A 25,838-nucleotide genomic window follows, 5' to 3' on the forward strand; every position below is an offset into this window, starting at 1 on the left:
CTGGCCGACGGCACCTGTGCCCTTGGCCGCCCCTCAGGCCGCCAGGTGCTGGCGGGTCCAGCGCACGATGTTGTTGGCATCCATGGCGCCGGACTGGCGGGCCAGTTCGCGGCCATGCCGGAACAGGATCAGCGTCGGGATGCTGCGGATGCCGTGGCGCTGGGCCAGGGTCGGTGCCACCTGGGTGTCGACCTTGGCCAGGCGCACCTGCGGTTCAAGCTGGCCGGCGGCGCGTTCGAACTGCGGCGCCATCATCTGGCAGGGACCGCACCAGGGTGCCCAGAAATCCACCAGCAGCGGCAGTTCGCTGCGTTCGGCGTGGTTGGCGAATTCGTCCACGCCCAGCACCAGCGGATGGCCCGTGAACAGCGGCTCGTGGCAGTGGCCGCAGCCGGGGCCTTCGCCCAGGCGGGAGACCGGCACGCGGTTCATGCCATTGCAGTGCGGACAGGCCAGGGTGACGGGACGGCTCATGGCCGTGCTTCCGTGGTGGAAGGCACCTCCACCCAGACCAGGCCGCGCAGGTCACCTTCGAGGAAACCGGTGGCCCGGTCTTCCGGATACAGGGCCGCCAGGCGTTCGGCGATAGGGGGAGCGATGTTGTCGCCATGGCACATCAGGCAGGCGGCCTCGACGCGGATGCCGCGGGCCATGCGCAGTTCGACACCCGCCGGCACATCGTCGCGGATCACCGCCATCTGCGATTCGGGCGCACCACCGGTGTTCACCGCCCGCTGGAAGGAATCGAGAAGTTCGCCCTGCCAGCCGCCGTGGGCGTTTCCCGGGTTGCGGTTGCGGCCGGCGACGGCCACGCGGCCCAGGCGCACGCCGTGCGTGGCCATCACTTCGTCGGCGATGCGCGGGGCCTGGTCATGGCAGAAGCTGACAGCACCGGCGGCGCCGTCCTGGCTCATCGCCGCGCGCAGTTCATTGCGCAGGCGGTCGCCAAATTCCCTCATGGCCGCCTGGCCGCGGGCCTGGGCGTCGGGTGTCGCTTCTTCGGCGGGTGCGGGTGCGGGCGTCGGCTCCGGCACTGCAGCCGTTTCGGCCGAAGGTGTCGTCGCGGTCACGGCCTCCGGCGCCAGCTCGCTGCCACAGCCGGCAAGCATCGCCAGCACCAGCACCGGCGAGTATCGCGTCATGGAATTCATGCACCTGTCTCCAGTTTGCGGGCACGTGCGCTCAGCAGCACGTAATACAGCAGCGGGATCACCACCAGCGTCAGCACGGTCGAAACCAGGATGCCGAAGATCAGCGCAATGGCCAGGCCGTTGAAGATCGGGTCATCGAGGATGAAGAAGGCCCCGGCCATGGCTGCCAGTCCGGTGAGCACGATGGGCGGCGCACGCACGGCACAGGCCTCGACCACGGCGTCGGCCAGGGCGTGGCCTTCGGCGATGGACTGGTTGATGAAGTCCACCAGCAGGATCGAGTTGCGCACGATGATGCCCGCCAGCGCGATCATGCCGATCATGCTGGTGGCGGTGAACTGCGCGCCCAGAAGCGCGTGCCCGGGCATCACCCCGATCACGGTGAGCGGGATCGGCGCCATGATCACCAGCGGCACCAGGTAGTCGCGGAACTGTGCCACCACCAGCAGGTAGATGAGCAGCAGGCCGACCGAATAGGCCAGTCCCATGTCGCGGAAGGTTTCATAGGTGATCTGCCACTCGCCGTCCCACTTGATCGAAAAGCCCCGTGTGTCGGTCGGCGCGGCGAGGAAATGCTGTTCGACCGACGTTGCCGCCAGCGGCGTGTCGGCGACCTGGCCGACCAGGTCGAACATGCCGTAAAGCGGGCTGTCGATGGCACTGGCTTCGTCGCCGGTGACGTACACGACCGGCAGCAGGTCCTTGCGATGGATCACCGGCTCCCAGGGCAGGCGTTGCACCGTCACCAGTTCCGATAGCGGCACCAGGCGGTCGTCGCCGGCACGCACGCGGAGGGTCAGCAGCTGTTCCAGGCTGGCCTGGTCACCCGCAGGAAGGCGCAGGCGCACCGGCACCGGATACTTCGACGCGCCGTCGCGCAGGTAGGTGGCGTCATTCCCGGAAACACCGAGCTGCAGGGCCTGTGCGATCGCCGCCTGGCTGACGCCCAGCCGCGCCGCGCGGTCGCGGTCGACCAGAACCAGTTCCCGTTCGGCGTCTGCCTCGACGGTGCTGTCGACGTCCACGATGCCGTCGGTGGCCGCGAAGCGGGCCTGCAGGTCGCGGGCGATATCGCGGGCACGGTTGGCGTCGGGGCCATAGACCTCGGCCACCAGCGGCGCCATCACCGGCGGCCCCGGCGGCACTTCCACGACCTTCACCGAAGCGCCGTAACGACGGCCGATGCCGGCCAGCGCGGGCCGCACCGCCAGGGCGATCTCGTGGCTCTGGCGGTCGCGTTCGTGCTTGCCGACCAGGTTCACCTGCAGGTCGCCGACGTTGGCGCCTTCGCGCAGGTAGTACTGGCGCACCAGGCCGTTGAAGTTCACCGGCGCCGACGTGCCGGCGTAACCCTGGATGTCCAGCACCTCAGGCACGTCGTTGAGCACCTGCGCCATGTCCAGCAACAAGGCATTGGTGCGCTCGAGCGGCGTGCCTTCGGGCAGGTCCACGACCACCTGGAATTCCGACTTGTTGTCGAAGGGGAGCATTTTCAGGACCACCAGCTGCACCACCGCCAGGCCCGCGGCGACCAGCACGGCCATGCCGATTCCCGCGAACAGCATGCGCCTGCGGCCCTTGCCGCGACCGGCGTCCAGGAAGGGGCGCATGACCCGCTCGAACAGGCCGCGCACACGGCGCGAGATCGGTGTTTCGTGTCCGCCGCCTTCGCCGTCGTGCACATGGCGCGAGAGCAGCTTGAGCGACAGCCAGGGCGTTACGGTCAGCGCAATGGCCAGCGACAGCAGCATGCCTACCGAGGCGTTGATCGGGATCGGTCGCATGTACGGGCCCATCAGGCCCGACACGAAGGCCATCGGCAGCAGCGCGGCGATGACCGTGAACGTGGCCAGGATGGTCGGGCTGCCGACTTCGTCCACCGCCGGCGGGATGGCTTCGAGCAGGCCCTTGCCGCCCAGGCGCATGTGCCGGTGGATGTTCTCGACGATGACGATGGCGTCGTCCACGAGGATACCGATCGAGAAAATGAGCGCGAACAGCGACACCCGGTTGATGGTGAAGCCCATCGCCCAGGACGCGAACAGCGTCAGGGCCAGGGTCAGGACGACGGCGCTTCCGACCACGATGGCCTCGCGCCAGCCCAGGGTGAACAGCACCAGCAACACCACCGACAGGGTGGCGAAAGCCAGCTTCTGGATCAGCTTCATCGCCTTGTCGTTGGCCGTGTATCCGTAGTCACGGGTAACGGTGGCGTGCACGCCCTGCGGAATCACCGACGCTTCGAGGTCCTTGAGCCGGCTGGCTATCGCGGTGGTAATGTCGGCGGCGTTGGCGCCAGGCTTCTTGGCCACCGCGATGGTGACGGCCGGCGCGACGCCGCCGCCGGGACGCAGCCGGCTTTCCGGGGCGGTGTACCAGGCGTACTGGCTGGGCAGGTCGGCGCCGCGATGGATGGCGGCGACGTCGGAGAGGTAAAGCGGCCGGCCGTCACGCAGGCCGATCACCAGTTCGGCGACCTGCTGTGCGTCGGCCAGGTAGCGGCCGGCGGTCATGGGCAACACGCCGGCGGCGGTGACCCGCTCGCCGGCCTGGAGGACCACGTTGGCGGCCGACAGCGCGCCGGCCAGGTCGTCGGCGGTCATGCCATACGACGCCAGCCGGGTTGCGTCGAGTTCGACCACGACCATGCGCTGGGGTGCGCCGATGGTGTAGACGTCGCGGGTGCCGGGTACGCGCTTGATTTCCGATTCCAGCGTGTGCGCCACTTCGGCCAGCTCGACGCCGCCGCGGGCAGGGTCGTCGGTCCAGAGCGTCACCGCCATCACGGGCACGTCGTCGATGCCCATCGGACGGACCAGCGGCTGGCCAACGCCCAGGCCGGGCGGCGCCCAGTCGGCGTTGGAGTAGACCTGGTTGTACAGGCGCACCAGCGCGTCCTGGCGCGGCACGCCGACCGCGAATTCGACGGTGATCAGGGACGAACCGGCGCGACTGGTCGAATAGACGTGTTTGACGCCGTCGATCTCGGCCAGCACCTGTTCCAGCGGCACGCTGACCAGGTTTTCGACATCGGCGGCCGGCGCACCCGGGAAGGGCACGATGACGTTGGCCATGGTGACGTCGATCTGCGGCTCTTCTTCGCGCGGTGTGATCATGGTGGCGAACAGGCCCAGCAACAGGCCCGCCACCGCCAGCACGGGCGTCAGCGGATTGGCCTGGAAGGCGCGGGCCAGGCGTCCGGACAGGCCGAAACGCGGCTCAGTCATCGCCGGCCTCCCGGCCCGCGTTCGCCAGGTGCGCCAATGCCTCCAGGGGATCGGCGGCGATGCGCTCGCCCTCCGCCAGGCCGGCCAGCACTTCGACTTCGTCATCGCGGCGGTGGCCCAGGCGGACCTGGCGCAGCACCACGCGGTTGTCGGCGCCCACCACGTAAACCGCGGTGACTTCGCTTCGCGTCACCAGCGCCGACGCGGGCACCCACAGGTGGCGCGCTTCGCCGGTCTTGAAGGCGACCTTGACGGTCATGCCCGGCTGCAGTCCGGTCTCGGCCTCGGGAAGTTCCACCCGCACCTTGAAGCTGTGCGTGCCCGGATCGGCGTACGGGAATACGATCAGCTGGTCGGCTTCCAGTCGCTCACCGCCTGGCAGCACGACGGTGGCCGTTCCGTGCTCGCGCAGGGCGGCGACGTCGCTTTGCGGCACCTCGACGTTGACGCGAAGCTGCTGCAGGGACAGGCCGGACACCAGCGCCTGGCCCGGCTGGACCGATTCACCGACCTCGACGTGGCGCTCGGTCAGGATGCCCGAATACGGCGCACGGATGACGGTGTAGTCAACCTGTTCGCCGGCCTCGCTGACGCCGGCACGTGCCGATTCGAGCGCCGCGCGGGCGGCGTCCCGGCGGGCACGGGCCTGGTCAAGCGTGGCCCGTGCCAGAAGCTGTCGGGACACCAGCTCCTGGGTTCGGCGGAAGGCCGCCTCGGCTTCGGTGTAGTCCGCCTGCGCGGCGCTCAGCGAGGCCGAGGCGCGACGCTGCGCGGACACCTGCTCGACGTCGGTGAAACGCACCACGACCTGCCCTGCCTCGACGTAGTCGTTCACGTCAAAGGGAAGCTCCAGCACCCGGCCACGCGTCTGTGCCGACAGCGTCGCCTGGTTGACGGCCTCCACCACGCCGTCCCAGCTGCGTTCGCGTGCCGAAGTGCGCGCAGCCACGGTCAGGGTTTCAAAGTCCACCGGGGGTGCCGGAGCTGGCTCGTCCGGCTCGCTGGCACAGGCCACCAGGAAGACGGCGGCAAGTACGGCGGTGGCAGCCAGGGCACGGGTCGTGGTCATCGTCTACCTCACTTGAAGGCGCAGCCGGAGCTGAAACCAAGCTTGCGGAAGATCATGGCCGCGGGGCAGAAGCCGGTGAAGGCCGATTGCAGCATGTTCAGGCCAATGAAGGCCGTGAACAACAGCCACCACGGCGAGACGAAATACACAAGCAGGGCGCTGGCAAGGATCATCACGCCAGCGAAGGCCATTACGGCACGATCGAGGTTCACGGGGTTCTCCAGGGTTCGGGGTGGGCTTGGCGTGCTCACTTCAGGCGCTCGATGCCGAGCGCCTTGAGCACGTACTTCTCGTAGAGCGGCTCGGTGTTTCCGGACTTCATCTTCGACAGGAAGTACTTCTCGTAGGCGATCTTGGCCACGTGCACCCATTTGCCGACCTTGGCCCAGGTGACGTTGCGCGGCGGGTTCTGCGGCAGCGCGACGAAGGCGGCGCCGGTGTCGCCCATGTCGGCCAGGCAGACGGCGTTCCAGGTGGCCTTGTTCAGGGCTGGCTTGCCGGCCAGTTCGGCGGCGATGTTTTCCGCGATGGCCGTCACCATCGATTCGATCATGAAGCCGGTCTTGGGCGCGCCGGTGGGCACCGGGGTCGCTTCCACCGGCGGAATCGCCACGCATACCCCGGCCGAGAAGACGTTCGGATAGGCCGGGTTGCGCTGGAACGCGTCGATTTTCACGAAGCCGCGCGGGTTGCACATGTCCGTGGCCGACCGCACCGCCTCGACGCCGGTGAAGGCCGGCAGCACCATCGAGTACTTGAACGGCAGTTCGTGGGTGGCCAGCGGCTGACCGCGCGCGTCGATTTCTTCGGCATGCATCATGCCGTCCTCGACGCGGGTGATCTTCGCGTTGGTGATCCACTTGATGTGGCGCTGCCTGAGCTCCGACTCCAGCAGTCCCTTCGAGTCGCCGACGCCGCCCAGGCCCATGTGGCCGATGTAGGGCTCGGGGCTGATGTAGGTCATCGGCACCTTGTCGCGCAGCTCGCGCTTGCGCAGGTCGGCATCGAGGATCATTGCGAACTCGTAGGCCGGGCCGAAACAGCTGGCACCGGGAGCCGCACCGATGATGACCGGACCCGGATCCTCCAGGAATTCCTGGTAGGCCTCCCAGGCGGCGGAGGCGTGCGCAGTCGTGCACACGGACTGGGTGAAGCCGCCATGCGGCCCCAGTCCGGGCACTTCCTCGAAGGCCAGGTGCGGGCCGGTGGTGATCACCAGGTAGTCGTAGGCCAGCTCACGTCCATCGTTCAGGCGCAGCTTGTTCTGGTCCGGCAGCACTTGGGCCGCGCCGCCGGGCTCGAAGCCCACGTCCTTCCTGGCCAGGTAGGGCCGCACGCCGATCTGGGTGTCCGAAGGCTTGCGCCAGCCCACCGCCACCCAGGGGTTGGACGGGGTGAAGCTGAAATATTCGCCCTCCCCGACCACGGTGATGGGATGGTCCTTGCCCAACAGGGCGCGGAGCTCGTAAGCGGCGCTCATGCCACCAATGCCGGCGCCGAGCACAACGATACTGGCCATGCCTTCCTCCCGGGCCGCTAAATGCGGCTACGCTAAATTAGGATTAGCTTAATTAGATTTGTGGCATGATGTCAACATCCACGACCAGGCAGACCCATGCGACCGTCCACCCGCAAGCCCTCCCCCGAACCCGCCGGCACCTCGGCCGAGTTGATGGAATCGGCCTCCGAAGCCGCCGCCGAGCTGCTCAAGGCCATGGCCAACCCGCAGCGCCTGCGGGTGCTGTGCCTGCTGGTGGAGAGGGAGATGTCGGTGGGCGAGATCAACGCCCTGGTGCCGATCAGCCAGTCGGCGCTGTCACAGCACCTGGCGGTGCTGCGCGAGAACAACCTGGTGGCCACCCGGCGGGAAGCCCAGACGGTTTTCTACTCCGTGGCCGATGGCACGGTGCACGACGTCATCGAGGTGTTGCACCGGAACCTTTGCGGTCCGGCGCAGGGCTGAAGCCGTGGCCGCCCGGCGGCCAGCGGGTCAGGCCAGGGCTTTCGCGGCGTCGACCACCGCGTCCACGGTGATGCCGAAATGCGCGAACAGCTTGTCCGCCGGCGCCGAGGCCCCGAACTGGTCGATGCCGACCACGGCACCGTCCAGGCCGACGAACTGGCGCCAGTAGCCGGTAACGCCGGCTTCAACCGCCACGCGCTTGCGGCACCAGCCCGGCAGCACGCCCTCGCGCCACTCCAGCGGCTGGCGTGCGAACACCTCGGCGCAGGGCATCGACACCACCCGCGCCTTGATCCCGTCGCCGGCCAGACGGCACATGGCTTCCATCGCGAGCTCCACTTCCGAACCCGTGGCGAGCAGGATCAGGTCGAACGTCGCCTCGCCCGGATCCGACAGCACGTAGCCGCCGCGGGCGATGTCGGCCACCTGCTGCGTGTTCCGCGGCTGGTGGGCCAGGTTCTGGCGGCTGAAGACCAGGCAGCTCGGCCCGTCCTTGCGTTCGATCGCCGCCTGCCAGGACACCGCCGACTCGACGGCATCGCAAGGACGCCAGACGTCGTTGTTGGGGATGTAGCGCAGCGCAGCGAGGTGCTCCACCGGCTGGTGGGTCGGGCCGTCTTCGCCCAGGCCGATCGAGTCGTGGGTGAACACGTGGATGGCGCGGGTCGGGATCAGCGCCGACATGCGCAGGGCGTTGCGCGAGTAGTCGGAGAACACCAGGAAGGTGGCGTCGTAGGGGATGAAGCCGCCATGCAGGGCCAGGCCATTGCTGATGGCCGACATGCCGAACTCGCGAACGCCGTAGTGCACGTAGTTGGCGCTGGCGTCGCCGCTGGTGACCGACTTGCTGCCCTTCCAGAGCGTGAGGTTGGAGTGCGCCAGGTCGGCCGAACCGCCGATCAGTTCCGGCAGCAGCGGACCGAAGGCATCAAGCGCCATCTGCGACGCCTTGCGCGAGGCAACGACCGGTCCCTCCTGCTGCAGCTTGGCCACATAGGCCTGCGCGGCGTCGGCGAAGTCTTCCGGCAGTTCACCGTGGGAGCGCCGCACGAGTTCGGCGGCCAGCGCCGGGTAGGCCTTGGCATAGGCGTCGAACTGGCGGTTCCACTGTTCCTCGCGCACCAGGCCGGCATTGCCCGCACGCCAGCCATCGCGGATGTCGGCCGGGATTTCGAAAGGCGCGTGCGGCCAGCCCAGGGCGTCCCGGGTCGCGGCCACTTCGTCCTTGCCCAGCGGCGCACCGTGGCTCGATTCCTTGCCGGCCTTGCCGGGGGAGCCGAATCCAATCGTGGTGCGGCAGCAGATGAGCGTGGGCTTGCCGGTCTCGGCCTGGGCGGTCTTGATGGCCTGGCTGATTTCCTGCGGATCGTGGCCGTCCACCTTGCGGATGACCTGCCAGCCGTAGGCTTCGAAGCGCGCGGCGGTGTCGTCGGTGAACCAGCCGGCGGTATCGCCGTCGATCGAGATGCGATTGTCGTCCCAGAAGGCGATCAGCTTGCCCAGGCCCCAGGTGCCGGCCAGCGAGGCCACCTCGTGGGAGATACCTTCCATCAGGCAGCCGTCGCCGAGGAAAACCCAGGTGTGGTGGTCGACGATGTTGTATTCGGGCCGGTTGAAGCGCTGCGCCAGCAGCTGTTCCGCCAGCGCCATGCCGACGGCATTGGCCAGGCCCTGGCCCAGCGGGCCGGTCGTGGTTTCGACGCCGGGCGTGTGGCCGTACTCGGGGTGGCCGGCGGTCTTGCTGTGCAGCTGGCGGAAGTTGCGCAGCTCATCCAGCGGCAGGTCGTAGCCCGACAGGTGCAACAGGCCGTAGACCAGCATCGAGCCATGCCCGTTGGAGAGCACGAAGCGGTCGCGATTGAACCACTTGGGGTTGTTGGGGCTGTGGCTCAGGAAATCGTTCCAGAGCACCTCGGCGATGTCGGCCATGCCCATGGGCATGCCGGGATGGCCGGACTTGGCGGCCTCGACGGCATCGATGGCCAGGAAACGCAGGGCGTTGGCGAGGTCGCGGCGGGAAGGCGTGGTCATCAGGGCGTCCAGGGCGTGGGGCCCGGGGCCGGGCCAACGGGGCGATATTGTCGCCGACCCGGCCGCCGATGTCGCGCTTGAACCCGCCCCGCCGGGATGTTAGCCGGCGGCCGCGGCCTCGGGCGCGGCTTCACGCACGCCTTCCTCGCTGCGGCCGATCACCACGGAACCGACCATGTCGCCGCCCACGTTCACCACCGTGCGGCACATGTCCAGCAGGCGATCGACGCCCAGGATCAGGCCGATGCCCTCGGGCGGGATGCCGAACATGGCCAGGATCATGGCGATCACGGGCAAGGAGCCACCGGGAACGCCGGCGGCACCGATGGAACCGAGCATGCACAGCACCAGGATCATGGCCTGCTGGATCAGGTTCAGTTCGACGCCGAAGAACTGCGCCAGGAACAGGACGGTGACGCCCTCGAAAAGCGCGGTGCCGTTCATGTTGGCGGTCGCACCGAGCGTGCAGACGAATCGCGCGACCCGGGGTGGAACCCCGAGACCCTGGACACTGCAGGCCAGCGTGGTCGGCAGGGTGGCGCTCGAGGACGAGGTCGAGAATGCCGTCAGCAGCGCCGGCTGGGCGCCACGGAAGAAGGCGACCGGCGACATGCCGCCGAACACCCGGAGCAGGATCGGGAAGACCACGAAAAAGTGGATCGCCAGCGCGGCCAGCACGGTGCCGACGAATCGCGCCAACTGGACCAGGACGTCGAAGCCCAGCTTGGCCGTGATTGCGAACAGCAACGCCGCCACCGCCCACGGCGCCAGCCGGATCACCCAGTCGATGAGCTTCAGGCAGATGTCGTAGATGCCCTGGACCGCCGACACGAAGGACCTGGTGCCTTCGCTGCGGATGACGGTGGCGGCGATGCCGAACATCAGCGCGAAGAACATCACCGCGATCAGGTCGCCATTGGCGGCGGCTTGCACCGGATTGCGGGGCACAATGTTGAGCAACACGTCCAGCCCGCTCACCGCTTCGCGGCCGGCGGCGATCTGCGAGGCCCGGTCGCCGGCGCCGGCCATGATCTCGGCGCCCAGCTCGGGCGGGATGCCCTGCCCGGGGCGGATCAGGTTCACCATCAGCAGGCCGATGACCACTGCGATGGTCGTGACCGCCAGGATCCAGACCAGGGTCTTGCCGCCGATGCGGCCAAGCGAGCGCGGGTCGCCGATCTCCACCACGCCCAGCACCAGGGCCGAAAACACCAGCGGGATGACCAGCATGAACAGCAGCCGCAGGAACAGTTGGCCCACGGGATCGGCGACGTAGGTGACCACGAGGTCCAGCCAGCCGGCGTCTGCGGCGAAGAGGTTCGCGGCGAGTCCGAGCACGGTGCCGGCGACGAAGCCGATCAGCATGCGGGTATGCAGTGACATCGAGGGCATTGCTGGCGCTCCGTGCGATCTGGTGGCGGGTCCTGGACGAAGCTTACCCTAGCCGCCGAAGCGGCCCGGCACCGGATCGGCCAGTATTTGCGCCAGGGTCCGTGGCCGGCCGATCAGGTAGCCCTGGGCGTAGTGGCAGCCGAGCCGCCGCAGTGCCTCGAGCTGTGGTCGGGTCTCGACGCCTTCGACGACGATCTCGGCCTGCAGCGCCCGTCCCAGCTGCACGATGGCTTCGACCACCGCCATCGCCCGGGGATCGGCGACCATGTTGCGCGAAAACGCCTGGTCGACCTTGAGCACGTCGAAATCCAGGCGATGCAGGTGGGCCAGGTGCGAATAGCCGGTTCCGAAGTCATCCAGCGCCACCTTGATGCCGTGGGCGTGGCACAGCGCGATGACCTCGCCGACCAGGTCATAGTCCAGGACCTGGCTTTCGGTGATTTCCAGCTTCAGGGTGCCGCGGGGCAGGCGTGCGGCATCGGCGCGGGCGACGATGCGTTCGACCAGGCCCGGGTGCGACAGCTGCCGCGCGGAGACATTGACCGCCACGAACGGCTGCCCGTGCCCGGCCTCGACCAGCCGCGCAACCGACTCGCAGGCGGCGTCCATGACGTATTCGCCGACGGGCACGATCAGGGAGGTCTCTTCGGCCAAGGCAACGAACTCAGCGGGCGAGATCGGACCCCGCTCGGGATGGTGCCAGCGCACCAGGGCTTCGTAACCGGCGATCCTGCCGCTGTCTACGTCCATCAGCGGCTGCAGTCCCAGCTCGAGCCCGCGCGCCGCCAGGGCCTCGCGCAGCTGGGATTCGAGCCGGATCTTGCTGACACCCAGTCGCTCGGACGTCGTCATCGGCGCCGTCGGCGCTTCCACGCCCTGGCCCTGCAGCGCCGCCAACGCACCGCGGTAGCGCTTGAGCTGGCCCTCGAGCAGGGAACGAACAATGGGATCGGTGGCGGCCAGGCGTTCGGCGATCTGGCTTCGATCAATGGGAAAAAGCACGGCCTCGCCGATGGCGGTGGCCGTGGCCGTGCGCGGCGAGTCGTCGATGACCGCCATTTCACCCACCAGGTCGCCCGGGCCCAACAGGCTCAGCACGACGTCCTTGCCGCGCTGCCGGGCCTTGACTTCGATGCCGCCGCTTTCGATCAGGTAGGCACAGTCCGGCGGATCACCTTCCCGGAACAGGACCTGGCCAGGCGTAAGCGTTGTGCGCAGCGTCGAAGACATGATTCACCTGTACCAAAACAACAGGGCCGCTTGCGCGGCCCTGTTGCTGGTTCTGTGCAGGGCCGGATCAGCCCGGACGGTGAGCGACCTGCAGGACGCGCGGCGTGACGAAGATAAGGAGCTCGGCCTTCTCGACGCCGCGGGTCTTGTTCTTGAACAGGTTGCCCAGCACCGGCAGGTCGCCCAGGAAGGGCACCTTGCGCAGGTCCTCGCGGTTGCTGAACTCGTAGACGCCGCCGACAACCACGGTCTGGCCGTTGTCGATCAGCACCGCGGTGCTGACTTCGCGACGGGCGATCTGCGGCACGAAGCCACCGGCCGGGTTGGCGATCAGCTCGCTGACCTCGTCCTTCTTCACCGCGAGGTTCAGGTAGACGCGGCCGTCGGAGGTGATGGTCGGGGTGACCTTGAGCTCGAGCAGCACTTCCTTGAACTCGACGGTCGCCTGGGCGACCGCACCCGGCGTGGTGGCCGGCTGGATGGTCAGGTAGGCCACTTCGTCACCCTGGCGGATCACGGCTTCACGCTGGTTGGCGGTGATCACGCGCGGATTGGACACCACTTCGCCGCGACCTTCTTCCTCGAGCGCCGACAGCTCCAGGTCCAGGGCGATGTCCTGGCGCAGGATGCTGAGGTTGAGGATGCCGGCCGCCGGATTCACCGGCAGGCTCACCTGGAAACCGGAGTCGGTGGTCGTCTCGTTGCTGTTGGCCAGCGTGCCGGTACGGTCCTGGATGCCGAACATCACGCCCAGCTCGCGGGCGAAGACTTCGGTGGCCACGACGATGCGGGCCTCGATCAGGACCTGGTCGACCGGACGGTCGAGGATCGAGAGCATCTTGCGGACTTCGTCCACCTTGCTCTGGATGTCCACGACCAGCAGCGTATTGGTGCGCGAGTCGAAGCTGACCGAACCACGGGGCGACAGGAAACCACCGCCGACGCCGCGATTCTGGCCGCCGCCGCCCGTCGTCTGGGCCTGCTTGCTGTCTTCGGTCAGCAGGCCAGCGAGATCTTCGGCGATGCCGTAGTTGATGGGGATGTACTCGGTCACCAGCGGCTCGCGGACTTCATTGGCGATACGCGCGTCGGCAACGGCCTGTTCGAAGTCGGCGATTTCCTTCTGCGGAGCCACCCAGACGACGTTGCCGTCGCGGCGCTGGTCGAGCTGCTTGGCGCGCAGCACGATGTCCATCGCCTGGTCCCAGGGCACGTTGATCAGGCGCAGGGTGACGTTACCCTGCACGGTGTCGGCGGCCACCACGTTGAGGCCGGATTCTTCGGCGATCAGCTGCAGCACCGTGCGCACCGGCACGTCCTGGAAGTTGAAGGTCACCGGGCGACCGGCGTAACGCTTGGTCTCCGGGTCACCGTCGACCGCGCCAGCCGCGCGACCGGGGGCACCGGCCACGACCGGACCCTGGGCGGCGCCACGCTTGGGCGTCACTTCGATCACGTACTCGTTGCCGGTCTGGTAGGCCATGGACTCCACCGCGCCGTTGGTGTGGATCACCAGGCGGGTGCTGCCGGCGTTGGCGTTGGGCTCGAGGCTCTTGACCGGGGTCGCGAAGTCGGTGACGTCCAGGCGGCGGCGCAGGGCCTCCGGGATGCTTGCGTTGGCGACGTCGACGACCAGGCGGTTGTCTTCGGTGCGCAGGTCGGCGGCCGCACCGTCGCCGCTGAACTTAAGGATGACCCGGCCGGCGCCGTTCTCGCCGCGACGGAAGTCGATGTTGGCGACCTGCAGGTCGGTCGCGACCTTCTTGGTCGGATCCGGGCCGCTGGCCAGGCTGTTGGCCTGGACACCGGCATCCACCGTCAGCACCAGCAGGTTGCCGGCGGCGCGGGTGGTGTAACCGGCCGGGCGGAACAGGTCCACCACGACGCGGGTCCGGCCACCGGCCTCGACGGCGGAAACCGCCGACGTTGCGCCGCTGCCGATCACGATCCGACGCTTGTCCAGGCCATTGCTGGTCTCGGGAAGGTCCATCGCGATACGCGGGGGCGTATCGGTGGTGAATGCCTGGACGTCGCCGACGGGTTCAGAGAACTCGAGGGTAATGTCGACCTTGCCTCCGGGGGCCGAGGCGTAACGCACGTCTTGCAGGACGTTCGCCGCCAGCGCCGAAAGCGACGTCGCCATGCCGACGGCGAGCGCTCCCATGGCCAGCACCCAGCGACGCTTGGTGCCCATCCCCTCGCCCATCGTTTTATTCGCGGTCATCGTGCATTCCCCCAATCAATTGTCTTCAAGGGCGATACGGGCCTGGCGTTCCAGCCAGCCTCCCGCCCCATCCGGTACGAGTTCGACAATCTCGATGCGATCTTCATAGACCGCGGTGATTCGACCGTCGTTGAGACCCAGGTAGTTGCCGGCCCGCACGCGATGCGTGACGTTGTCCGGTCCCATCACCAGGCCAACCACGTCGGTGCCACCACCGATCGTGCCGACCATGTCCAGGCTGTCGAGCGGGAAGGCCTCCAGGACCTCCTTGCGCCGGTTCGGGTCGGGCCGCATCGCATTGTTGCTGTCGCGATCCGCGCTCGGCGCACTGAACGGGTCGCGCATGTCCTGCGCGGCGTATTCAAAGGTTTCGAACTGCTTCATCACCGGCAGCGGGTCCAGCGGCGGCGCCGGGCGAGCCTTGACCTCGGCCACCCAGGCCTCGAGGTCGCGCTTGCCACGGGTGCACGCCGACAGGGACAGCGCGATGGCCGCGATCAGCAGCCCGCTCATGGCTTTACGGGTCATGGACGGGGCCATCACTGGGAGCCTCCCTGGGATTTGGACGCCTTGGCATCTTCCTCGTCTTCATCGAGGTAGCGGTAGGTCTTGACCGTGCCCGAGAGCACCAGCGTGCCCGACGAGCCCTCGCGCGGCTGCAGCGAGATGTCGTGCATGGTCATGATGACCACGCGCGGCAGCGAGGCGACACCACTGACGAAGGCACCGAACTGGTGGTAGGTGCCCACCATGCGCAGCTGGATCGGCTTTTCGGCGTAGAACTCGCGCTGGCTTTCGGAGCCCGGCTGGAACAGCTCGTTGTTGATGCCCGCCGCGAGCGCGGTCTGCGAAATGTCGACGATCAGGTCGGGCATCTCGTTCTTGCTCGGCAACTGCCGCAGCATCTGCTGCAGCATCACTTCCATCTGGGCAAGCTGCTGCTTGAGCGGTTCGAGGTTGGCGGCCCGGCCCTGCTTGCCCTGGAACTCTTCGCGCAGCTGGACTTCGGTGGCCTCTTCCTTCTCGAGGCTCACGCGCTTGTCGCTGACGAACAGGTACCAGCCCAGGCCGATGATCAGCGCGACGATGAGCACGCAGGCGCCCACCTTCACTTGCATGGGCCAGGCACCGGAATTGTTGAAGTCGAGGCTACGCAGGTCGATGTTCTTGCTCACTGGACACCTCCCGCGACGGCGTCGCCTTCGTTGGCGACGGCCTCTTCTTCGCGCTTGGGCGTCACCATTTGCACCTTCAGCGAGAAGGCGTTGGGCAGGCCCTTGTCACCACCCTTGGTTTCGATGATGGAAAGATCCGGGTTGGCCATCCAGCCCGATTCCTCCAGGTTGCGCATGTAGGAACTGACCCGGGCGTTGGACTGGGCCGAACCTTCCAGCGTCAGGACCTGGCCGGACTGCTTGATCGAGTTCAGCTTGACGCCTTCGGGGATGGTACGCACCAGCTGGTCGAACAGGTGGACCATCTGCGAGCGGCTGGACTGCAGTTCCTCGATCACCTGCTTGCGAGCGAGCAGGTTGGCCTTCTTCTTGTCGAGGGCCTCGATTTCCTTGATCTGGGCGTCAACGAGCTTGATCTGGTCGCGCAGGTACTGGTTGCGATCCTGCTGGCCCTCGATCTGGCCGTTGTAGTACATGACGATCAGGAAGCTGATGAGCAAGCCCGCCGCGGCCGAAAGGCCGAGCATGGTGACGAATTCCTTCTGGCGCTGTTTGCGCCGTTCGGTTCGCCAGGGAAGCAGATTGATTCTGGCCATCAGTCGAAACTCCTCAGGGCCAGGCCGCAGGCGATCATCAGCGCCGGGGCGTCCTGCGCCAGGGCGTGTGCCTGGACGCGGGGGCCGAGCGCCATGTTGGCGAGCGGGTTAGCGATGACGGTCGGGACGCCCAGCTGTTCCTCGACCAGGTTGGCGATGCCGGCGATCGAGGCGCAGCCGCCGGCCAGGACCACCTGGTCGACGCGGTTGAAGTCGCTGCCGGCATAGAAGAACTGCAGCAGTCGGCTGACCTGCTGGACCAGTGCTTCCTTGAAGGGCTCGAGCACCTCGACTTCATAGCTTTCCGGCAGGCCGCCCTGGCGCTTGGCCAGGCCCGCCTCGTCGTAGCTCAGGCCGTAGCGGCGCATGACTTCGTCGGTGAGCTGCTTGCCGCCGAAGACCTGCTCGCGGGTGTAGATGCTGCGCTGGGCGCGCAGCACGTTGAGCGTGGTCATGGTGGCGCCGATGTCCACCAGGGCGACGATCGCGTCCTTGGGCACCGACAGCTGGTCGGCGACCAGCTTGAAGGCGTTCTCCATCGCGAAGGCCTCGACGTCGACGACCTTGGCGGTGAGCCCGCCCAGTTCCAGGGCCGACTGCCGCAGTTCGACGTTCTCGGTCCGCGAGGCGGCCAGCATCACCTGGACCATCTCCGGGTTGTTCGGCACCGGGCCGATGACCTCGAAGTCGACGCTGACTTCCTCGATCGGGAACGGGATGTAGTTCGACGCTTCGAGCTGCACCTGGTCCTCGAGGGCGTCCTCGTCCAGGTCGCCCTGGATGGGGATGATCTTGGTGATCACCGACGAGCCCGAGACCGCGGCCGCGGCGTGCCGGGCCTTGGTGCCGGACCGGGCCACCGCGCGCTTGATCGCCTCGCCGACGGCCTCGACCTCGACGATGTTCTTCTCGACCACGGCGTTGGGTGGCAGCGGTTCGACCGCGTAATGCTCAACGCGGTACCGCCCACCGGACTCGGTGAGCTGAAGTAGCTTGACGGCGGTGGAACTGATGTCCAGGCCGACCAGCGGTGTCTTGGCATTTCCGAAAAGACCCACGGTTTCTCCCCTTCCGACGGGCGCTTACACACGAATGGTGCGCCAATACATTAAATAACGAAAAATTCCCAAATGGCAATGCCCCCCCCCCGCCGGATCTCCCCGCAGCCGCCTTGGGCGACCCCGGGCTTCCCCATCTAGACGCATTCCGGGCCCGATTCCGGCCGTCCCCCAACGCCCGGCCGGGCCCTGCCTCGTTCTATACTCCCCGACCCACGCCGCTGTAAACCTCGGAGGGGCCCTGGATGGCCCGATTCAAACGCCTGCTCCGGCGGGCAATGATCCTGTTCGCCGGACTGGCCGTGCTTGGCCTGGTCGCCCTTGGCATCCTGTATTGGCTGATCGCTCCGCGCCTGCCGGACGTCCAGGAATTGCGGAACGTGCAGCTCCAGGTGCCGCTTTCGATCTACACCCGCGACGGCCGCCTGATCTCGGTCATCGGTGAGACTCGGCGCTTCCCGGTCGAGATCGAGGACGTGCCCGAGCGGGTCAAGCAGACCTTCATCGCCATCGAGGATGCCCGTTATTACGAGCATCCCGGCGTCGACTGGCGCGGCATCGCGCGCGCCGTGTGGCTGCTGGCGACGACCGACGACAAGCGCGTGCCCGGCGGCAGCACCATCACCCAGCAGGTGGCGCGCCAGTTCTTCCTGAGCACGGAATACTCCTACACCCGCAAGCTGACCGAGATTTTCCTTGCCCTGAAGATGGAGCGGGAACTGAGCAAGGACGAGATCCTGGAGCTCTACCTCAACAAGAGTTTCTTCGGGAACCGCGCCTACGGCATCGCCGCCGCCGCCGAGTTCTACTACGGCAAGTCGCTCGACCAGCTGACCCTGGCCGAGGCCGCCACCCTGGCCTCGATCCCCAAGTTCCCGTCTTCGGGCAACCCGATCATCAACCCCGAACGCGCCCTGATTCGCCGCAATTACGTGCTCCAGCGCATGCGCGAGGAAGGCATGATCAGCGAGGCCGAGGAACTGGCGGCGCGTGCCGAACCCATGCACGCGAGCCCGCACGAGCCGGCGATCGAGGTCGAGGCCCCTTACGTGGCCGAGATGGTCCGGGCCGAGATGGAGCAGCGCTACGGGGCCGAAGCCACCACCAGCGGCCTGAGCGTCTACACCACCCTCGACGGCGACGACCAGGCCACGGCCGTGCGCTCGCTGCAGGCGGGCCTGCTCGAATACGACCGCCGGCACGGCTACCGCGGCCCCGAGGCCCAGCTGGACCTGGCGGACGACGAAACCCTGGAATCCCTGCGCGCCAAGCTCAAGCCCTATCCCACCCTGGGTGGCCTGCAGGCGGTGCTGGTGACCGGGTTCGAGGGTGAAAGCGCCCGCCTCCTGACCGCCTCCGGCACCGAACTCACGCTGGACCCGGAAGCCACGCGCTGGACCCGCAAGACCCCGGACCAGCTGTTCAAGCGCGGCGACCTGATCCGGCTGGCACTGGATGGCGAGTCCGGTGAACTGCGCCTGGCGCAGATCCCGCAGGCCCAGGCCGCGCTGGTTTCCCTGCAGCCCGAGGACGGTGCCGTGCGCGCCCTGGTCGGTGGTTTCAGCTTCGGCCTGAACAAGTTCAACCGTGCCACCCAGGCCCAGCGCCTGCCGGGCTCGAGCTTCAAGCCCTTCGTTTACGCGGCCTCCTTCGAACGCGGCTTTTCGCCGGCCAGCATCGTGCTCGACGCGCCGGTGGTCTTCCGCGACCGGGCCGGCAATGTCTGGCGCCCGCAGAACGACGCCGGCAATTTCGCCGGCCCGATGCGCCTGCGCGAAGCGATGGTGCAATCGCGCAACCTGGTCTCGGTGCGGCTGCTCGACGCCATCGGCGTGGACTTCGCCAGTCGCTACATCACCCAGTTCGGCTTCAGCCAGGAAAGCCTGCCGCCGAACCTGTCGATGTCGCTGGGCACGTCCTCGCTGACCCCGCTGTCGATCGCCCGCGGTTACACGGTGTTCGTCAACGGTGGCCACCTGGTCGACCCCTGGTACATCGAGCGCGTGCTCGACCGCGACGGCCGCGTGCTCAGCGAACACGTCCCGGTGCGCGCCTGCATGAACTGCCCCGGACGCGGCGGCGGCGATGCCGGCGGCGGCCGGGACACCACGGTGGTGGACGGCTTTGATTTCGGGCCGTCCCAGGCACCGTCGACGGCCGACGCCGGGGAGACGCCGGCGGCCGACGAAACCGCGCCGGAAGGCCCGGTTTCACTGGCGCCGCGGGCCATCGACGAGCGCACGGCCTTCATGATCCAGTCGATGCTGCGTGATGTCGTGCAGCGCGGCACGGGCCGGGCCGCCACCGCCATCGGCCGCCCCGACATCGGCGGCAAGACCGGTTCCACGAACGACTACCGCGACGCCTGGTTCTCGGGTTTCGGCGGTGACCTGGTGACCACGGTCTGGGTCGGCAAGGACGATTTCTCCACCCTGGGTCGCGGCGAATACGGCGGCAAGGCGGCGCTGCCGATCTGGATCGGCTACATGGATGCCGCGCTCAAGGACGTGCCGCTGTTCGAGCCCGAAGTGCCCACGGGCATCGTCACGGCCTCGGTGGACGCCGGGTCCGGACGGCTGGTGCCGGAAGGCACGCCCGGCAGCGTGCGCGACTATTTCAAGCGCGAAGACTACGACCGCATCACCGCCCAGGGTTTCGACATCGAACCGGTCCTGAGCAATGAAGAGGCGTTCGACATCTTCTGACCCGGCGGCGGCGCAGGCGCGCCGCCGGCAGGTCGCCAGCGAGGCTGCCCGGCTGCTGGCCGATGGCACCCAGGACATCGCCGTCGCCCGGCGCAAGGCCGCCGAGCGCCTGGGAATCCGCGATCCGGCCTCGCTTCCCGATGCCGACGAAATCCGCGAGGCCCTGATGGCCCATCGGCGCTTGTTCGCACCCGGCCAGCTTGACCCGGCAAGGCTGGCACGCCAGCGCCGGGCCGCGCTGATGGCCATGGAGCATTTCAGCGATTTCGAGCCCCGCCTGGCCGGACCGGTCCTCGATGGCAGCGCCGGCGCCGATGACCCGGTGATACTGCATCTGCACGCCGACGATCCCGACGCCGTGGCCAGGATGCTGGCCGACCGGGGCGCGCCGGCCCGCCAGCGCCATCGACGCCTGGTCCTGGCCGACGGCAACCGGGCCGACCTGCCCTGCTGGGAACTGCTCGCCGACGGCCAGGCCTTCGAACTATGGGTCCTGCCGGCCAGTGCGGCCCGCCAGGCGCCGCGCGACCCGCTGGGAGGGGGTGCCCTGCCCCGCGCGTCGCGAACGGCCGTAGCGCAGCTGCTGGGCGCCGACGCCTGAAACGCGAACGCCCCGCGCGAGGCGGGGCGTCCGGTTCGGTCCAGGTCGCTTCGGGTCAGCGCTTGGCCAGGTCCACGTAGTCGCGGCTCGCGGCGCCGGTGTAGATCTGGCGCGGACGGCCGATCTTGGCTTCCGGGTCGGTCTGCTGTTCGAGCCAGTGCGACACCCAGCCGGCGGTGCGGGCAATGGCGAACATCACCGTGAACATTTCGGTCGGGATGCCAAGCGCCTTGTAGATGATGCCGGAGTAGAAGTCGACGTTCGGGTAGAGCTTGCGCTGCACGAAGTAGTCGTCCTTGAGCGCGGCTTCCTCCAGGCGCATGGCGACCTCGAGCAGCGGGTCGTCCACGCCCAGTTCCTCGAGCACCTGGTGGCACATCTCGCGGATGATCGTCGCGCGCGGGTCGAAGTTCTTGTAGACGCGGTGGCCGAAGCCCATCAGACGGAAGCCCGATTCCTTGTCCTTCGCACGCGCCACGGCCTTGGAGACGTCCTCCGGGCGGCCGATTTCGTCGAGCATCTTGAGCACCGCCTCGTTGGCGCCGCCGTGGGCGGGCCCCCAGAGCGCGGCCACGCCGGCGGCGACGCAGGCGTAGGGGTTGGCACCGGTGGAGCCGACCAGGCGCACGGTGGACGTGGAGGCGTTCTGCTCGTGGTCGGCGTGCAGGATGAACAGCAGGTCCAGGGCGCGCGCGGCGACCGGCTTGAGCTCCAGCGGGCCCGAGGGCACCTCGAACATCATGTGCAGGAAGCGGTCGACGTACTCGAGGTTGTTGCGCGGGTAGCGGATCGGCCAGCCGATGGAATGGCGGTAGCAGGCCGCCGCGATCGTCGGCACCTTGGCGAGCAGGCGGATGGCCGCCAGGCGGCGCTGTTCCGGGTCTTCCAGGTCGAGGTCGTCGTGGTAGAACGCGGCCAGCGAGCCGACCATGCCGCAGAGCATGGCCATCGGGTGGGCGTCGTGGCGGAAGCCGTGCAGGAAGCTCTTGAAGGCCTCGTGCATCATCGTGTGGTGGGTGACTTCGTGCTCGAACTTGGCGAACTGCGCCTTGTCCGGCAGGTCGCCGTTCATCAGCAGGTAGCTGGTTTCCAGGAAGGACGAGTGCTTGGCCAGCTGTTCGATCGGGTAGCCGCGATAGAGCAGCACGCCTTCGTCGCCGTCGATGTAGGTCACCGCGCTGCGGCAGCTGGCCGTGGCCACGAAGCCGGGGTCGTAGGTGAACATCCCGGATTCCTTGGGCAGCCGCGTGATGTCGACGCAGGGTGCGCCGAGGGTGCCTTGGTGGACGGGGAGATCGATGTTCTTGCCGGCGGCGTTGAGCACGACGCTCTTGTTGTCGGACACGTGCAGACTCCTTTCAGGGATGTGCGGGCCGCAATCCGGGAAGGTGCTGGCGCGGCGCCCGCTACAGGAAATCGACGGTGCCGCCGGGGCGGCTACCATTCGCATAAGTATCGCACGCCGAAGCGGCGAAGTCAGTGACGCCGGACCGGTTCCGGACCCTCTGGCTGCAACGCAAAAGGCCACCCGTGGGGGTGGCCTTTTCTGACGCGGGCCGCGGGGCGGCCCGGTGCCGGGCGCTTACTTGGCGTAGCGCTTGCGGAAGCGATCGACGCGGCCGCCGGTGTCCATCACCTTCTGCTTGCCGGTGTAGAACGGGTGCGACGCCGAGCTGATGTCGATCTTGACCAGGGGGTATTCCTTGCCGTCTTCCCACTTCACCGTTTCCTTGCTGGAAAGGGTGGAACGGGTGAGGAAGGCGAAGTCGGAGGACAGGTCCTGGAAGACGACTTCTTTGTAGTTCGGATGGATGTCGGCCTTCATGGCTGGGGCTCCGCCGGTTATTCGTGAGGAAAGACCGGAATTATAAGCTGGATCCGGCGGCCGGGGCAAGCTGACCGCGGCCCGGCGCTCAGGCGCCCAGGCCGGCCCGGACCTGGGCCTCGTAGGCCGCCTGGTCATAAGCCAGCAGGATGCGGGCATTGGCGGGCCGGCCGGTGCGCTGCTGCCAGTCCACCACGGTGGCGCCCCGGCTGTGCCGGCCCTCCAGTTCCACCGCCAGGTGGCGGTCCTCGGCCTTCACGACCCCCTCCGGTCGCAGCGCCACGGCCATGGCCAGCGAATCGGCGCTGACCCAGCGCCCGCCGCGGCGGTCCTCGGCCCGCTTCCGGTTGGCGCGGGAAATGTCGGCGTAAAAGCGCGCCCGGGCGTCGCCGGCACCCAGCCAGGCCTCGATGTCGGCGTGCAGCAGCCCGTGCCGCAGCACGACCTCCCAGTCCACCACCTCGGCCATCGGGAAGGCCCGGAACACCACGTCGGCCGCCTCGGGGTCGAAGGCGATGTTGAACTCGGCCGGGACCGAAGTATTGCCCTGCCCCGTCACCGCGCCGCCCATCACCACCAGCCGGCCGATCCGGGCCGGCAGGCCCGGGTCCAGGCGCAGGGCCAGGGCCAGGTTGGTCAGCGGCCCCAGGGCCACCAGCAGCAGCCGGCCGCTGTGTTCACGCGCCAGCCGCAGGATCGCCAGGGCGGCGTGCTCGTCCTCGGCCGGGCGCGCGGCCGGGCTGTAGCCGGTATCGCCGAAGCCGTCCTGGCCGTGCACGTAGGCGGCGTCTTCGGCCGGGTGCACCAGCGGCACCGGGCAGCCGGGGTAAACCGGTACGTCCACGCCGGCGACTTCGCAGAGCTTCAGGGCATTGGCGACGGTATGCGCCAGGCCGACGTTGCCGGCGGTGATGGTCAGTCCGAGCAAGTGGTGGCGCGGGTCGGCGAAGGCCATCAGCAGGGCCAGCGCGTCGTCCACGCCCGGGTCGGTATCGATCAGCAGCGGGATGCGTTCGGTCATCCGGGGATTATCCCCGAATCGCTGCCGCGGCGGGCTCAGGCCCCGGCGAAACGCGCCGCTCCGCCCACCCAGCGCGCGACCACCCGCTCGGCCAGCGCCGGCGACTCGGCCAGCAGCTGCTCGGCGGCGCGGTGCACTTCCGGCAGCAGGTCGGCGTCGCGCACCAGTTCGGCGACCCGGAAACTGGCCAGGCCGGTCTGGCGGGTGCCGAGCAGCTCGCCGGGACCGCGCAGTTCCAGGTCCTTCTCGGCGATCAGGAAGCCATCGGTGCTGGCGCGCATCACTTCCAGCCGCTCGCGCGCCAGCGCCGACAGCGGCGGCTTGTACATCAGCACGCAGCTCGAGGCGGCGGCGCCGCGACCGACGCGGCCGCGCAGCTGGTGCAGCTGGGCCAGGCCCAGGCGCTCGGCGTTCTCGATGAGCATCAGGCTGGCGTTGGGCACGTCCACGCCGACCTCGATCACCGTCGTGGCCACCAGCAGGTGCAGTTCGCCGGACTTGAAGCGGGCCATCACGGCCTGTTTCTCCGCCGGCTTCATGCGCCCGTGCAGCAGCCCCAGCCGCAGTTCCGGCAAGGCGACGCCCAGCTGGTCGAAGGTGGACTGCGCGGCCTGGGCCTCGACCTCCTCGCTGTCCTCGATGAGCGTGCAGACCCAGTAGGCCTGGCGCCCCTCGGCACAGGCGGCGCGGATGCGCTCGACCACCTCGGCCCGGCGCTCGCCGCTGACCGCCACCGTGGTCACGGGCGTGCGGCCGGGCGGCATCTCGTCGATCACCGACACGTCCAGGTCGGCGTAGGCCGACATCGCCAGGGTGCGCGGGATGGGCGTGGCGGTCATCACCAGCTGGTGCGGCACCTGCGATCCGGACAGGCCCTTGTCGCGCAGAGCAAGCCGCTGGTGCACGCCGAAACGATGCTGTTCATCGACGATCGCCAGCGCCAGCGACGAAAACGCGACGCTCTCCTGCATCAGCGCATGGGTACCGACCACCACCTGGGCGCGGCCACTGGCGATTTCTTCCAGGGCCGCGGCGCGTGCCTTGCCGGTGACCTTGCCGGCCAGCCAGGCCACGCGCAGGCCCAGGGGTTCGAACCAGGCACGGAAATTGGTGAGGTGCTGCTCGGCCAGCAGCTCGGTGGGCGCCATCAGCGCCACCTGGCGGCCGGCTTCCACGGCATTGGCCGCGGCCAGCGCCGCGACCACGGTCTTGCCGCTGCCGACGTCGCCCTGCACCAGGCGCAGCATCGGTTCGGGCCGGGCCATGTCCCTGGCGACCTCGTCGAGCACCCGTCGCTGTGCACCGGTGAGATCGAAGGCCAGGCGCTGCCCCAGCGCCCTGGCCAGCTTGCCCGGCGGCCGCACCGGCATCGCGCCGTGGGCGCGCAGCGCGATGCGCTGGCGGCGGAGGCTCAGGTGGTGCGCCAGCAGTTCCTCCAGGGCCAGGCGGCGCTGGGCCGGGTGGCGGCCGACGGCGAACAGGGCCAGGTCGGCGTCCGGCGGCGGGCGGTGTGCGGTCAGCAGGGCTTCGCGCAGGCTCGGCAGGCCGAGGCGTTCGCGCATGCCCTGGGGCAGGAGCTCGAGTTCGGCCGTCTCGGGCAATTGTTTCAGCGCCTCGCCGACCAGCCGGGACACCGAAAGCGGACCCAGCCCTTCGACGGCCGGGTAGACCGGGTCGAGCGAATCGCGCGGGCTGGCCTCGGCGTCGTCGGCCAGCAGGCGGTAGCTCGGATGCACCATTTCCAGGCCGTGCTGGCCCGGCCGGACCTCGCCGTAACACAGGATCCGTCGCCCCGGCACGAACTGCGCGACCTGGGCCTTGCCGAAGTGGAAAAAACGCAGCACCAGGGTGCCGTGGGAATCATCGCCGATCGCCACGCGCAGCATCGGCCGGTAGCGGAAGCTGCGCTCGACCGCCTCCACGCGCGCCAGTACCTGCGCCGGCTGGCCGGGCCGCAGCGATCCGATGGCCTGGATGCGGGTGCGGTCCTCGTAGCGCAGGGGCAGGTGCAGCCACAGGTCCTGCAGGGTCTGCAGGCCGCGCGCGAGGAGTTTTTCAGCGACCTTCGGTCCCACCCCGGGCAGGGTCGAAACCGACTGCGCGCCGACGGGGGCCAGCCCGGGTGCCTCGGTGCCGCTGCGGCGCGGCCGTCGTTTCATGCCCTAGCCGGTGACCAGCACCGCGTCGACCTCGACGCGCGCCCCCCTGGGCAGGCCGGCCACCTGGATGGTGGATCGCGCCGGGTACGGCGCCTGGAAATAGTCGGCCATCACCTCGTTGATCGCGGCGAAGTCCGACATGTCGATGACGTAGATGCCGATGCGGGCCACGTCGTCCAGGCTGCCGCCGGCGGCCTCGCAGACCGCCTTGAGGTTGTCGAACACGCGCCGGGCTTCGGTGGCGATGTCGGCCTGCACCAGCGCACCGCTGGCCGGGTCGAGCGGGATCTGCCCCGACAGGTAGACCGTGCCGCCGGCGCGCACGGCCTGGGAGTAGGGGCCGATGGCGGCGGGCGCCTGTTCGGTGGAGATGGCGTTGCGGGGCATGGCGGACCTCGGCGTCGGGGGTGG

General features: G+C 68.5%; 22 protein-coding genes. 3 read left to right on the forward strand and 19 right to left on the reverse strand.

Going from position 1 to position 25,838, the window contains the following annotated elements; genetic code table 11:
• Positions 1-33: 33 nt before the first annotated feature.
• Genes trxC through N788_RS11930 form a run of 6 tightly spaced genes read right to left on the reverse strand, consistent with a single transcriptional unit; the run spans position 34 to position 6,966 of the window.
• Entirely contained in the window at positions 34-474 is a 441-nt protein-coding gene (gene trxC / locus N788_RS11905; RefSeq protein WP_034225366.1) for a thioredoxin TrxC, read from the reverse strand.
• A complete protein-coding gene (locus tag N788_RS11910) occupies positions 471-1,151 on the reverse strand; it encodes a c-type heme family protein (protein WP_051924620.1) in 681 nt (226 codons plus the stop codon). The genes trxC and N788_RS11910 overlap by 4 nt, the downstream gene beginning before the upstream one ends.
• The gene (locus tag N788_RS11915; RefSeq protein ID WP_034225367.1) at positions 1,148-4,378 is read right to left on the reverse strand and encodes an efflux RND transporter permease subunit; all 3,231 of its coding nucleotides are present in this window, start codon (positions 4,376-4,378) and stop codon (positions 1,148-1,150) included. The genes N788_RS11910 and N788_RS11915 overlap by 4 nt, the downstream gene beginning before the upstream one ends.
• On the reverse strand, positions 4,371-5,447 hold the full coding sequence (locus tag N788_RS11920) for an efflux RND transporter periplasmic adaptor subunit (RefSeq protein WP_034225368.1): 1,077 nt from the start codon (positions 5,445-5,447) through the stop codon (positions 4,371-4,373). Before N788_RS11920 ends, N788_RS11915 begins: the two co-directional genes overlap by 8 nt.
• Positions 5,448-5,455: 8 nt before the next feature.
• Positions 5,456-5,659, reverse strand: a complete 204-nt coding sequence (locus N788_RS11925) for a YgaP family membrane protein (RefSeq protein ID WP_034225369.1) — start codon at positions 5,657-5,659, stop codon at positions 5,456-5,458.
• Between the two features lie 35 nt (positions 5,660-5,694).
• On the reverse strand, positions 5,695-6,966 hold the full coding sequence (locus tag N788_RS11930) for an NAD(P)/FAD-dependent oxidoreductase (protein WP_034225371.1): 1,272 nt from the start codon (positions 6,964-6,966) through the stop codon (positions 5,695-5,697).
• 96 nt (positions 6,967-7,062) lie between these two features.
• On the opposite strand from N788_RS11930, the gene N788_RS11935 reads away from it, so the two are divergent.
• Positions 7,063-7,410: an ArsR/SmtB family transcription factor gene (locus N788_RS11935; RefSeq protein ID WP_425476485.1), complete on the forward strand. Its 348-nt coding sequence runs from the start codon at positions 7,063-7,065 to the stop codon at positions 7,408-7,410.
• A 27-nt stretch (positions 7,411-7,437) separates the two neighbouring features.
• On the opposite strand, the gene tkt is transcribed toward N788_RS11935, so the two are convergent.
• The 8 genes from tkt to N788_RS11975 all read right to left on the reverse strand — a co-directional run bounded on the left by tkt (position 7,438) and on the right by N788_RS11975 (position 17,116).
• Positions 7,438-9,441: a transketolase gene (gene tkt / locus N788_RS11940; protein WP_034225373.1), complete on the reverse strand. Its 2,004-nt coding sequence runs from the start codon at positions 9,439-9,441 to the stop codon at positions 7,438-7,440.
• A 99-nt stretch (positions 9,442-9,540) separates the two neighbouring features.
• Positions 9,541-10,824: a dicarboxylate/amino acid:cation symporter gene (locus N788_RS11945; protein ID WP_034225375.1), complete on the reverse strand. Its 1,284-nt coding sequence runs from the start codon at positions 10,822-10,824 to the stop codon at positions 9,541-9,543.
• Positions 10,825-10,881: 57 nt separating this feature from the next.
• On the reverse strand, positions 10,882-12,063 hold the full coding sequence (locus tag N788_RS11950) for an EAL domain-containing protein (RefSeq protein ID WP_051924621.1): 1,182 nt from the start codon (positions 12,061-12,063) through the stop codon (positions 10,882-10,884).
• A gap of 67 nt (positions 12,064-12,130) precedes the next feature.
• Complete coding sequence (locus tag N788_RS11955; protein ID WP_244444132.1) at positions 12,131-14,287, reverse strand: type IV pilus secretin PilQ; 2,157 nt, start codon at positions 14,285-14,287, stop codon at positions 12,131-12,133.
• A gap of 15 nt (positions 14,288-14,302) precedes the next feature.
• Complete coding sequence (locus tag N788_RS11960; protein ID WP_034225449.1) at positions 14,303-14,815, reverse strand: pilus assembly protein PilP; 513 nt, start codon at positions 14,813-14,815, stop codon at positions 14,303-14,305.
• 11 nt (positions 14,816-14,826) lie between these two features.
• The gene (locus N788_RS11965) at positions 14,827-15,405 is read right to left on the reverse strand and encodes a type IV pilus inner membrane component PilO (RefSeq protein ID WP_051924622.1); all 579 of its coding nucleotides are present in this window, start codon (positions 15,403-15,405) and stop codon (positions 14,827-14,829) included.
• A 53-nt stretch (positions 15,406-15,458) separates the two neighbouring features.
• Complete coding sequence (locus tag N788_RS11970) at positions 15,459-16,058, reverse strand: PilN domain-containing protein (protein ID WP_084696034.1); 600 nt, start codon at positions 16,056-16,058, stop codon at positions 15,459-15,461.
• Positions 16,058-17,116 (reverse strand): pilus assembly protein PilM, encoded by a 1,059-nt coding sequence (locus tag N788_RS11975; RefSeq protein ID WP_034225379.1) that lies wholly within the window; start codon positions 17,114-17,116, stop codon positions 16,058-16,060. Before N788_RS11975 ends, N788_RS11970 begins: the two co-directional genes overlap by 1 nt.
• Positions 17,117-17,361: 245 nt before the next feature.
• On the opposite strand from N788_RS11975, the gene N788_RS11980 reads away from it, so the two are divergent.
• Both N788_RS11980 and N788_RS11985 read left to right on the forward strand, forming a co-directional pair.
• Positions 17,362-19,821 (forward strand): penicillin-binding protein 1A, encoded by a 2,460-nt coding sequence (locus N788_RS11980; RefSeq protein ID WP_034225381.1) that lies wholly within the window; start codon positions 17,362-17,364, stop codon positions 19,819-19,821.
• Complete coding sequence (locus N788_RS11985; RefSeq protein ID WP_051924623.1) at positions 19,796-20,422, forward strand: hypothetical protein; 627 nt, start codon at positions 19,796-19,798, stop codon at positions 20,420-20,422. Before N788_RS11980 ends, N788_RS11985 begins: the two co-directional genes overlap by 26 nt.
• Positions 20,423-20,477: 55 nt before the next feature.
• On the opposite strand, the gene N788_RS11990 is transcribed toward N788_RS11985, so the two are convergent.
• The 5 genes from N788_RS11990 to N788_RS12010 all read right to left on the reverse strand — a co-directional run bounded on the left by N788_RS11990 (position 20,478) and on the right by N788_RS12010 (position 25,814).
• Positions 20,478-21,767, reverse strand: a complete 1,290-nt coding sequence (locus N788_RS11990; RefSeq protein WP_034225383.1) for a citrate synthase — start codon at positions 21,765-21,767, stop codon at positions 20,478-20,480.
• A gap of 237 nt (positions 21,768-22,004) precedes the next feature.
• On the reverse strand, positions 22,005-22,247 hold the full coding sequence (locus tag N788_RS11995; protein WP_034225384.1) for a type B 50S ribosomal protein L31: 243 nt from the start codon (positions 22,245-22,247) through the stop codon (positions 22,005-22,007).
• Positions 22,248-22,335: 88 nt separating this feature from the next.
• Complete coding sequence (locus N788_RS12000; protein ID WP_034225387.1) at positions 22,336-23,268, reverse strand: nucleoside hydrolase; 933 nt, start codon at positions 23,266-23,268, stop codon at positions 22,336-22,338.
• A 35-nt stretch (positions 23,269-23,303) separates the two neighbouring features.
• Complete coding sequence (recG, locus tag N788_RS12005) at positions 23,304-25,427, reverse strand: ATP-dependent DNA helicase RecG (RefSeq protein ID WP_051924624.1); 2,124 nt, start codon at positions 25,425-25,427, stop codon at positions 23,304-23,306.
• Positions 25,428-25,430: 3 nt separating this feature from the next.
• Positions 25,431-25,814, reverse strand: a complete 384-nt coding sequence (locus N788_RS12010; protein WP_034225389.1) for a RidA family protein — start codon at positions 25,812-25,814, stop codon at positions 25,431-25,433.
• Positions 25,815-25,838: the final 24 nt, after the last annotated feature.

It is taken from the genome of Arenimonas donghaensis DSM 18148 = HO3-R19 (assembly GCF_000743535.1).
In the GTDB taxonomy this organism is placed as follows: domain Bacteria; phylum Pseudomonadota; class Gammaproteobacteria; order Xanthomonadales; family Xanthomonadaceae; genus Arenimonas; species Arenimonas donghaensis.

What these genes read in the sequence shown, in the direction of transcription:
- recG (WP_051924624.1), bottom strand. Translation starts at nt 25,427, where the DNA reads ATGAAACGACGGCCGCGCCGCAGCGGCACCGAGGCACCCGGGCTGGCC.
- N788_RS11960 (WP_034225449.1), bottom strand. Translation starts at nt 14,815, where the DNA reads ATGACCCGTAAAGCCATGAGCGGGCTGCTGATCGCGGCCATCGCGCTG.
- N788_RS11935 (WP_425476485.1), top strand. Translation starts at nt 7,063, where the DNA reads ATGCGACCGTCCACCCGCAAGCCCTCCCCCGAACCCGCCGGCACCTCG.
- N788_RS11985 (WP_051924623.1), top strand. Translation starts at nt 19,796, where the DNA reads ATGAAGAGGCGTTCGACATCTTCTGACCCGGCGGCGGCGCAGGCGCGC.
- N788_RS12000 (WP_034225387.1), bottom strand. Translation starts at nt 23,268, where the DNA reads ATGACCGAACGCATCCCGCTGCTGATCGATACCGACCCGGGCGTGGAC.
- N788_RS11950 (WP_051924621.1), bottom strand. Translation starts at nt 12,063, where the DNA reads ATGTCTTCGACGCTGCGCACAACGCTTACGCCTGGCCAGGTCCTGTTC.
- N788_RS11920 (WP_034225368.1), bottom strand. Translation starts at nt 5,447, where the DNA reads ATGACCACGACCCGTGCCCTGGCTGCCACCGCCGTACTTGCCGCCGTC.
- N788_RS11945 (WP_034225375.1), bottom strand. Translation starts at nt 10,824, where the DNA reads ATGTCACTGCATACCCGCATGCTGATCGGCTTCGTCGCCGGCACCGTG.
- N788_RS11955 (WP_244444132.1), bottom strand. Translation starts at nt 14,287, where the DNA reads ATGACCGCGAATAAAACGATGGGCGAGGGGATGGGCACCAAGCGTCGC.
- N788_RS11910 (WP_051924620.1), bottom strand. Translation starts at nt 1,151, where the DNA reads ATGAATTCCATGACGCGATACTCGCCGGTGCTGGTGCTGGCGATGCTT.
- N788_RS11995 (WP_034225384.1), bottom strand. Translation starts at nt 22,247, where the DNA reads ATGAAGGCCGACATCCATCCGAACTACAAAGAAGTCGTCTTCCAGGAC.
- tkt (WP_034225373.1), bottom strand. Translation starts at nt 9,441, where the DNA reads ATGACCACGCCTTCCCGCCGCGACCTCGCCAACGCCCTGCGTTTCCTG.
- trxC (WP_034225366.1), bottom strand. Translation starts at nt 474, where the DNA reads ATGAGCCGTCCCGTCACCCTGGCCTGTCCGCACTGCAATGGCATGAAC.
- N788_RS11980 (WP_034225381.1), top strand. Translation starts at nt 17,362, where the DNA reads ATGGCCCGATTCAAACGCCTGCTCCGGCGGGCAATGATCCTGTTCGCC.
- N788_RS11965 (WP_051924622.1), bottom strand. Translation starts at nt 15,405, where the DNA reads ATGCAAGTGAAGGTGGGCGCCTGCGTGCTCATCGTCGCGCTGATCATC.
- N788_RS11915 (WP_034225367.1), bottom strand. Translation starts at nt 4,378, where the DNA reads ATGACTGAGCCGCGTTTCGGCCTGTCCGGACGCCTGGCCCGCGCCTTC.
- N788_RS11970 (WP_084696034.1), bottom strand. Translation starts at nt 16,058, where the DNA reads ATGGCCAGAATCAATCTGCTTCCCTGGCGAACCGAACGGCGCAAACAG.
- N788_RS11930 (WP_034225371.1), bottom strand. Translation starts at nt 6,966, where the DNA reads ATGGCCAGTATCGTTGTGCTCGGCGCCGGCATTGGTGGCATGAGCGCC.
- N788_RS12010 (WP_034225389.1), bottom strand. Translation starts at nt 25,814, where the DNA reads ATGCCCCGCAACGCCATCTCCACCGAACAGGCGCCCGCCGCCATCGGC.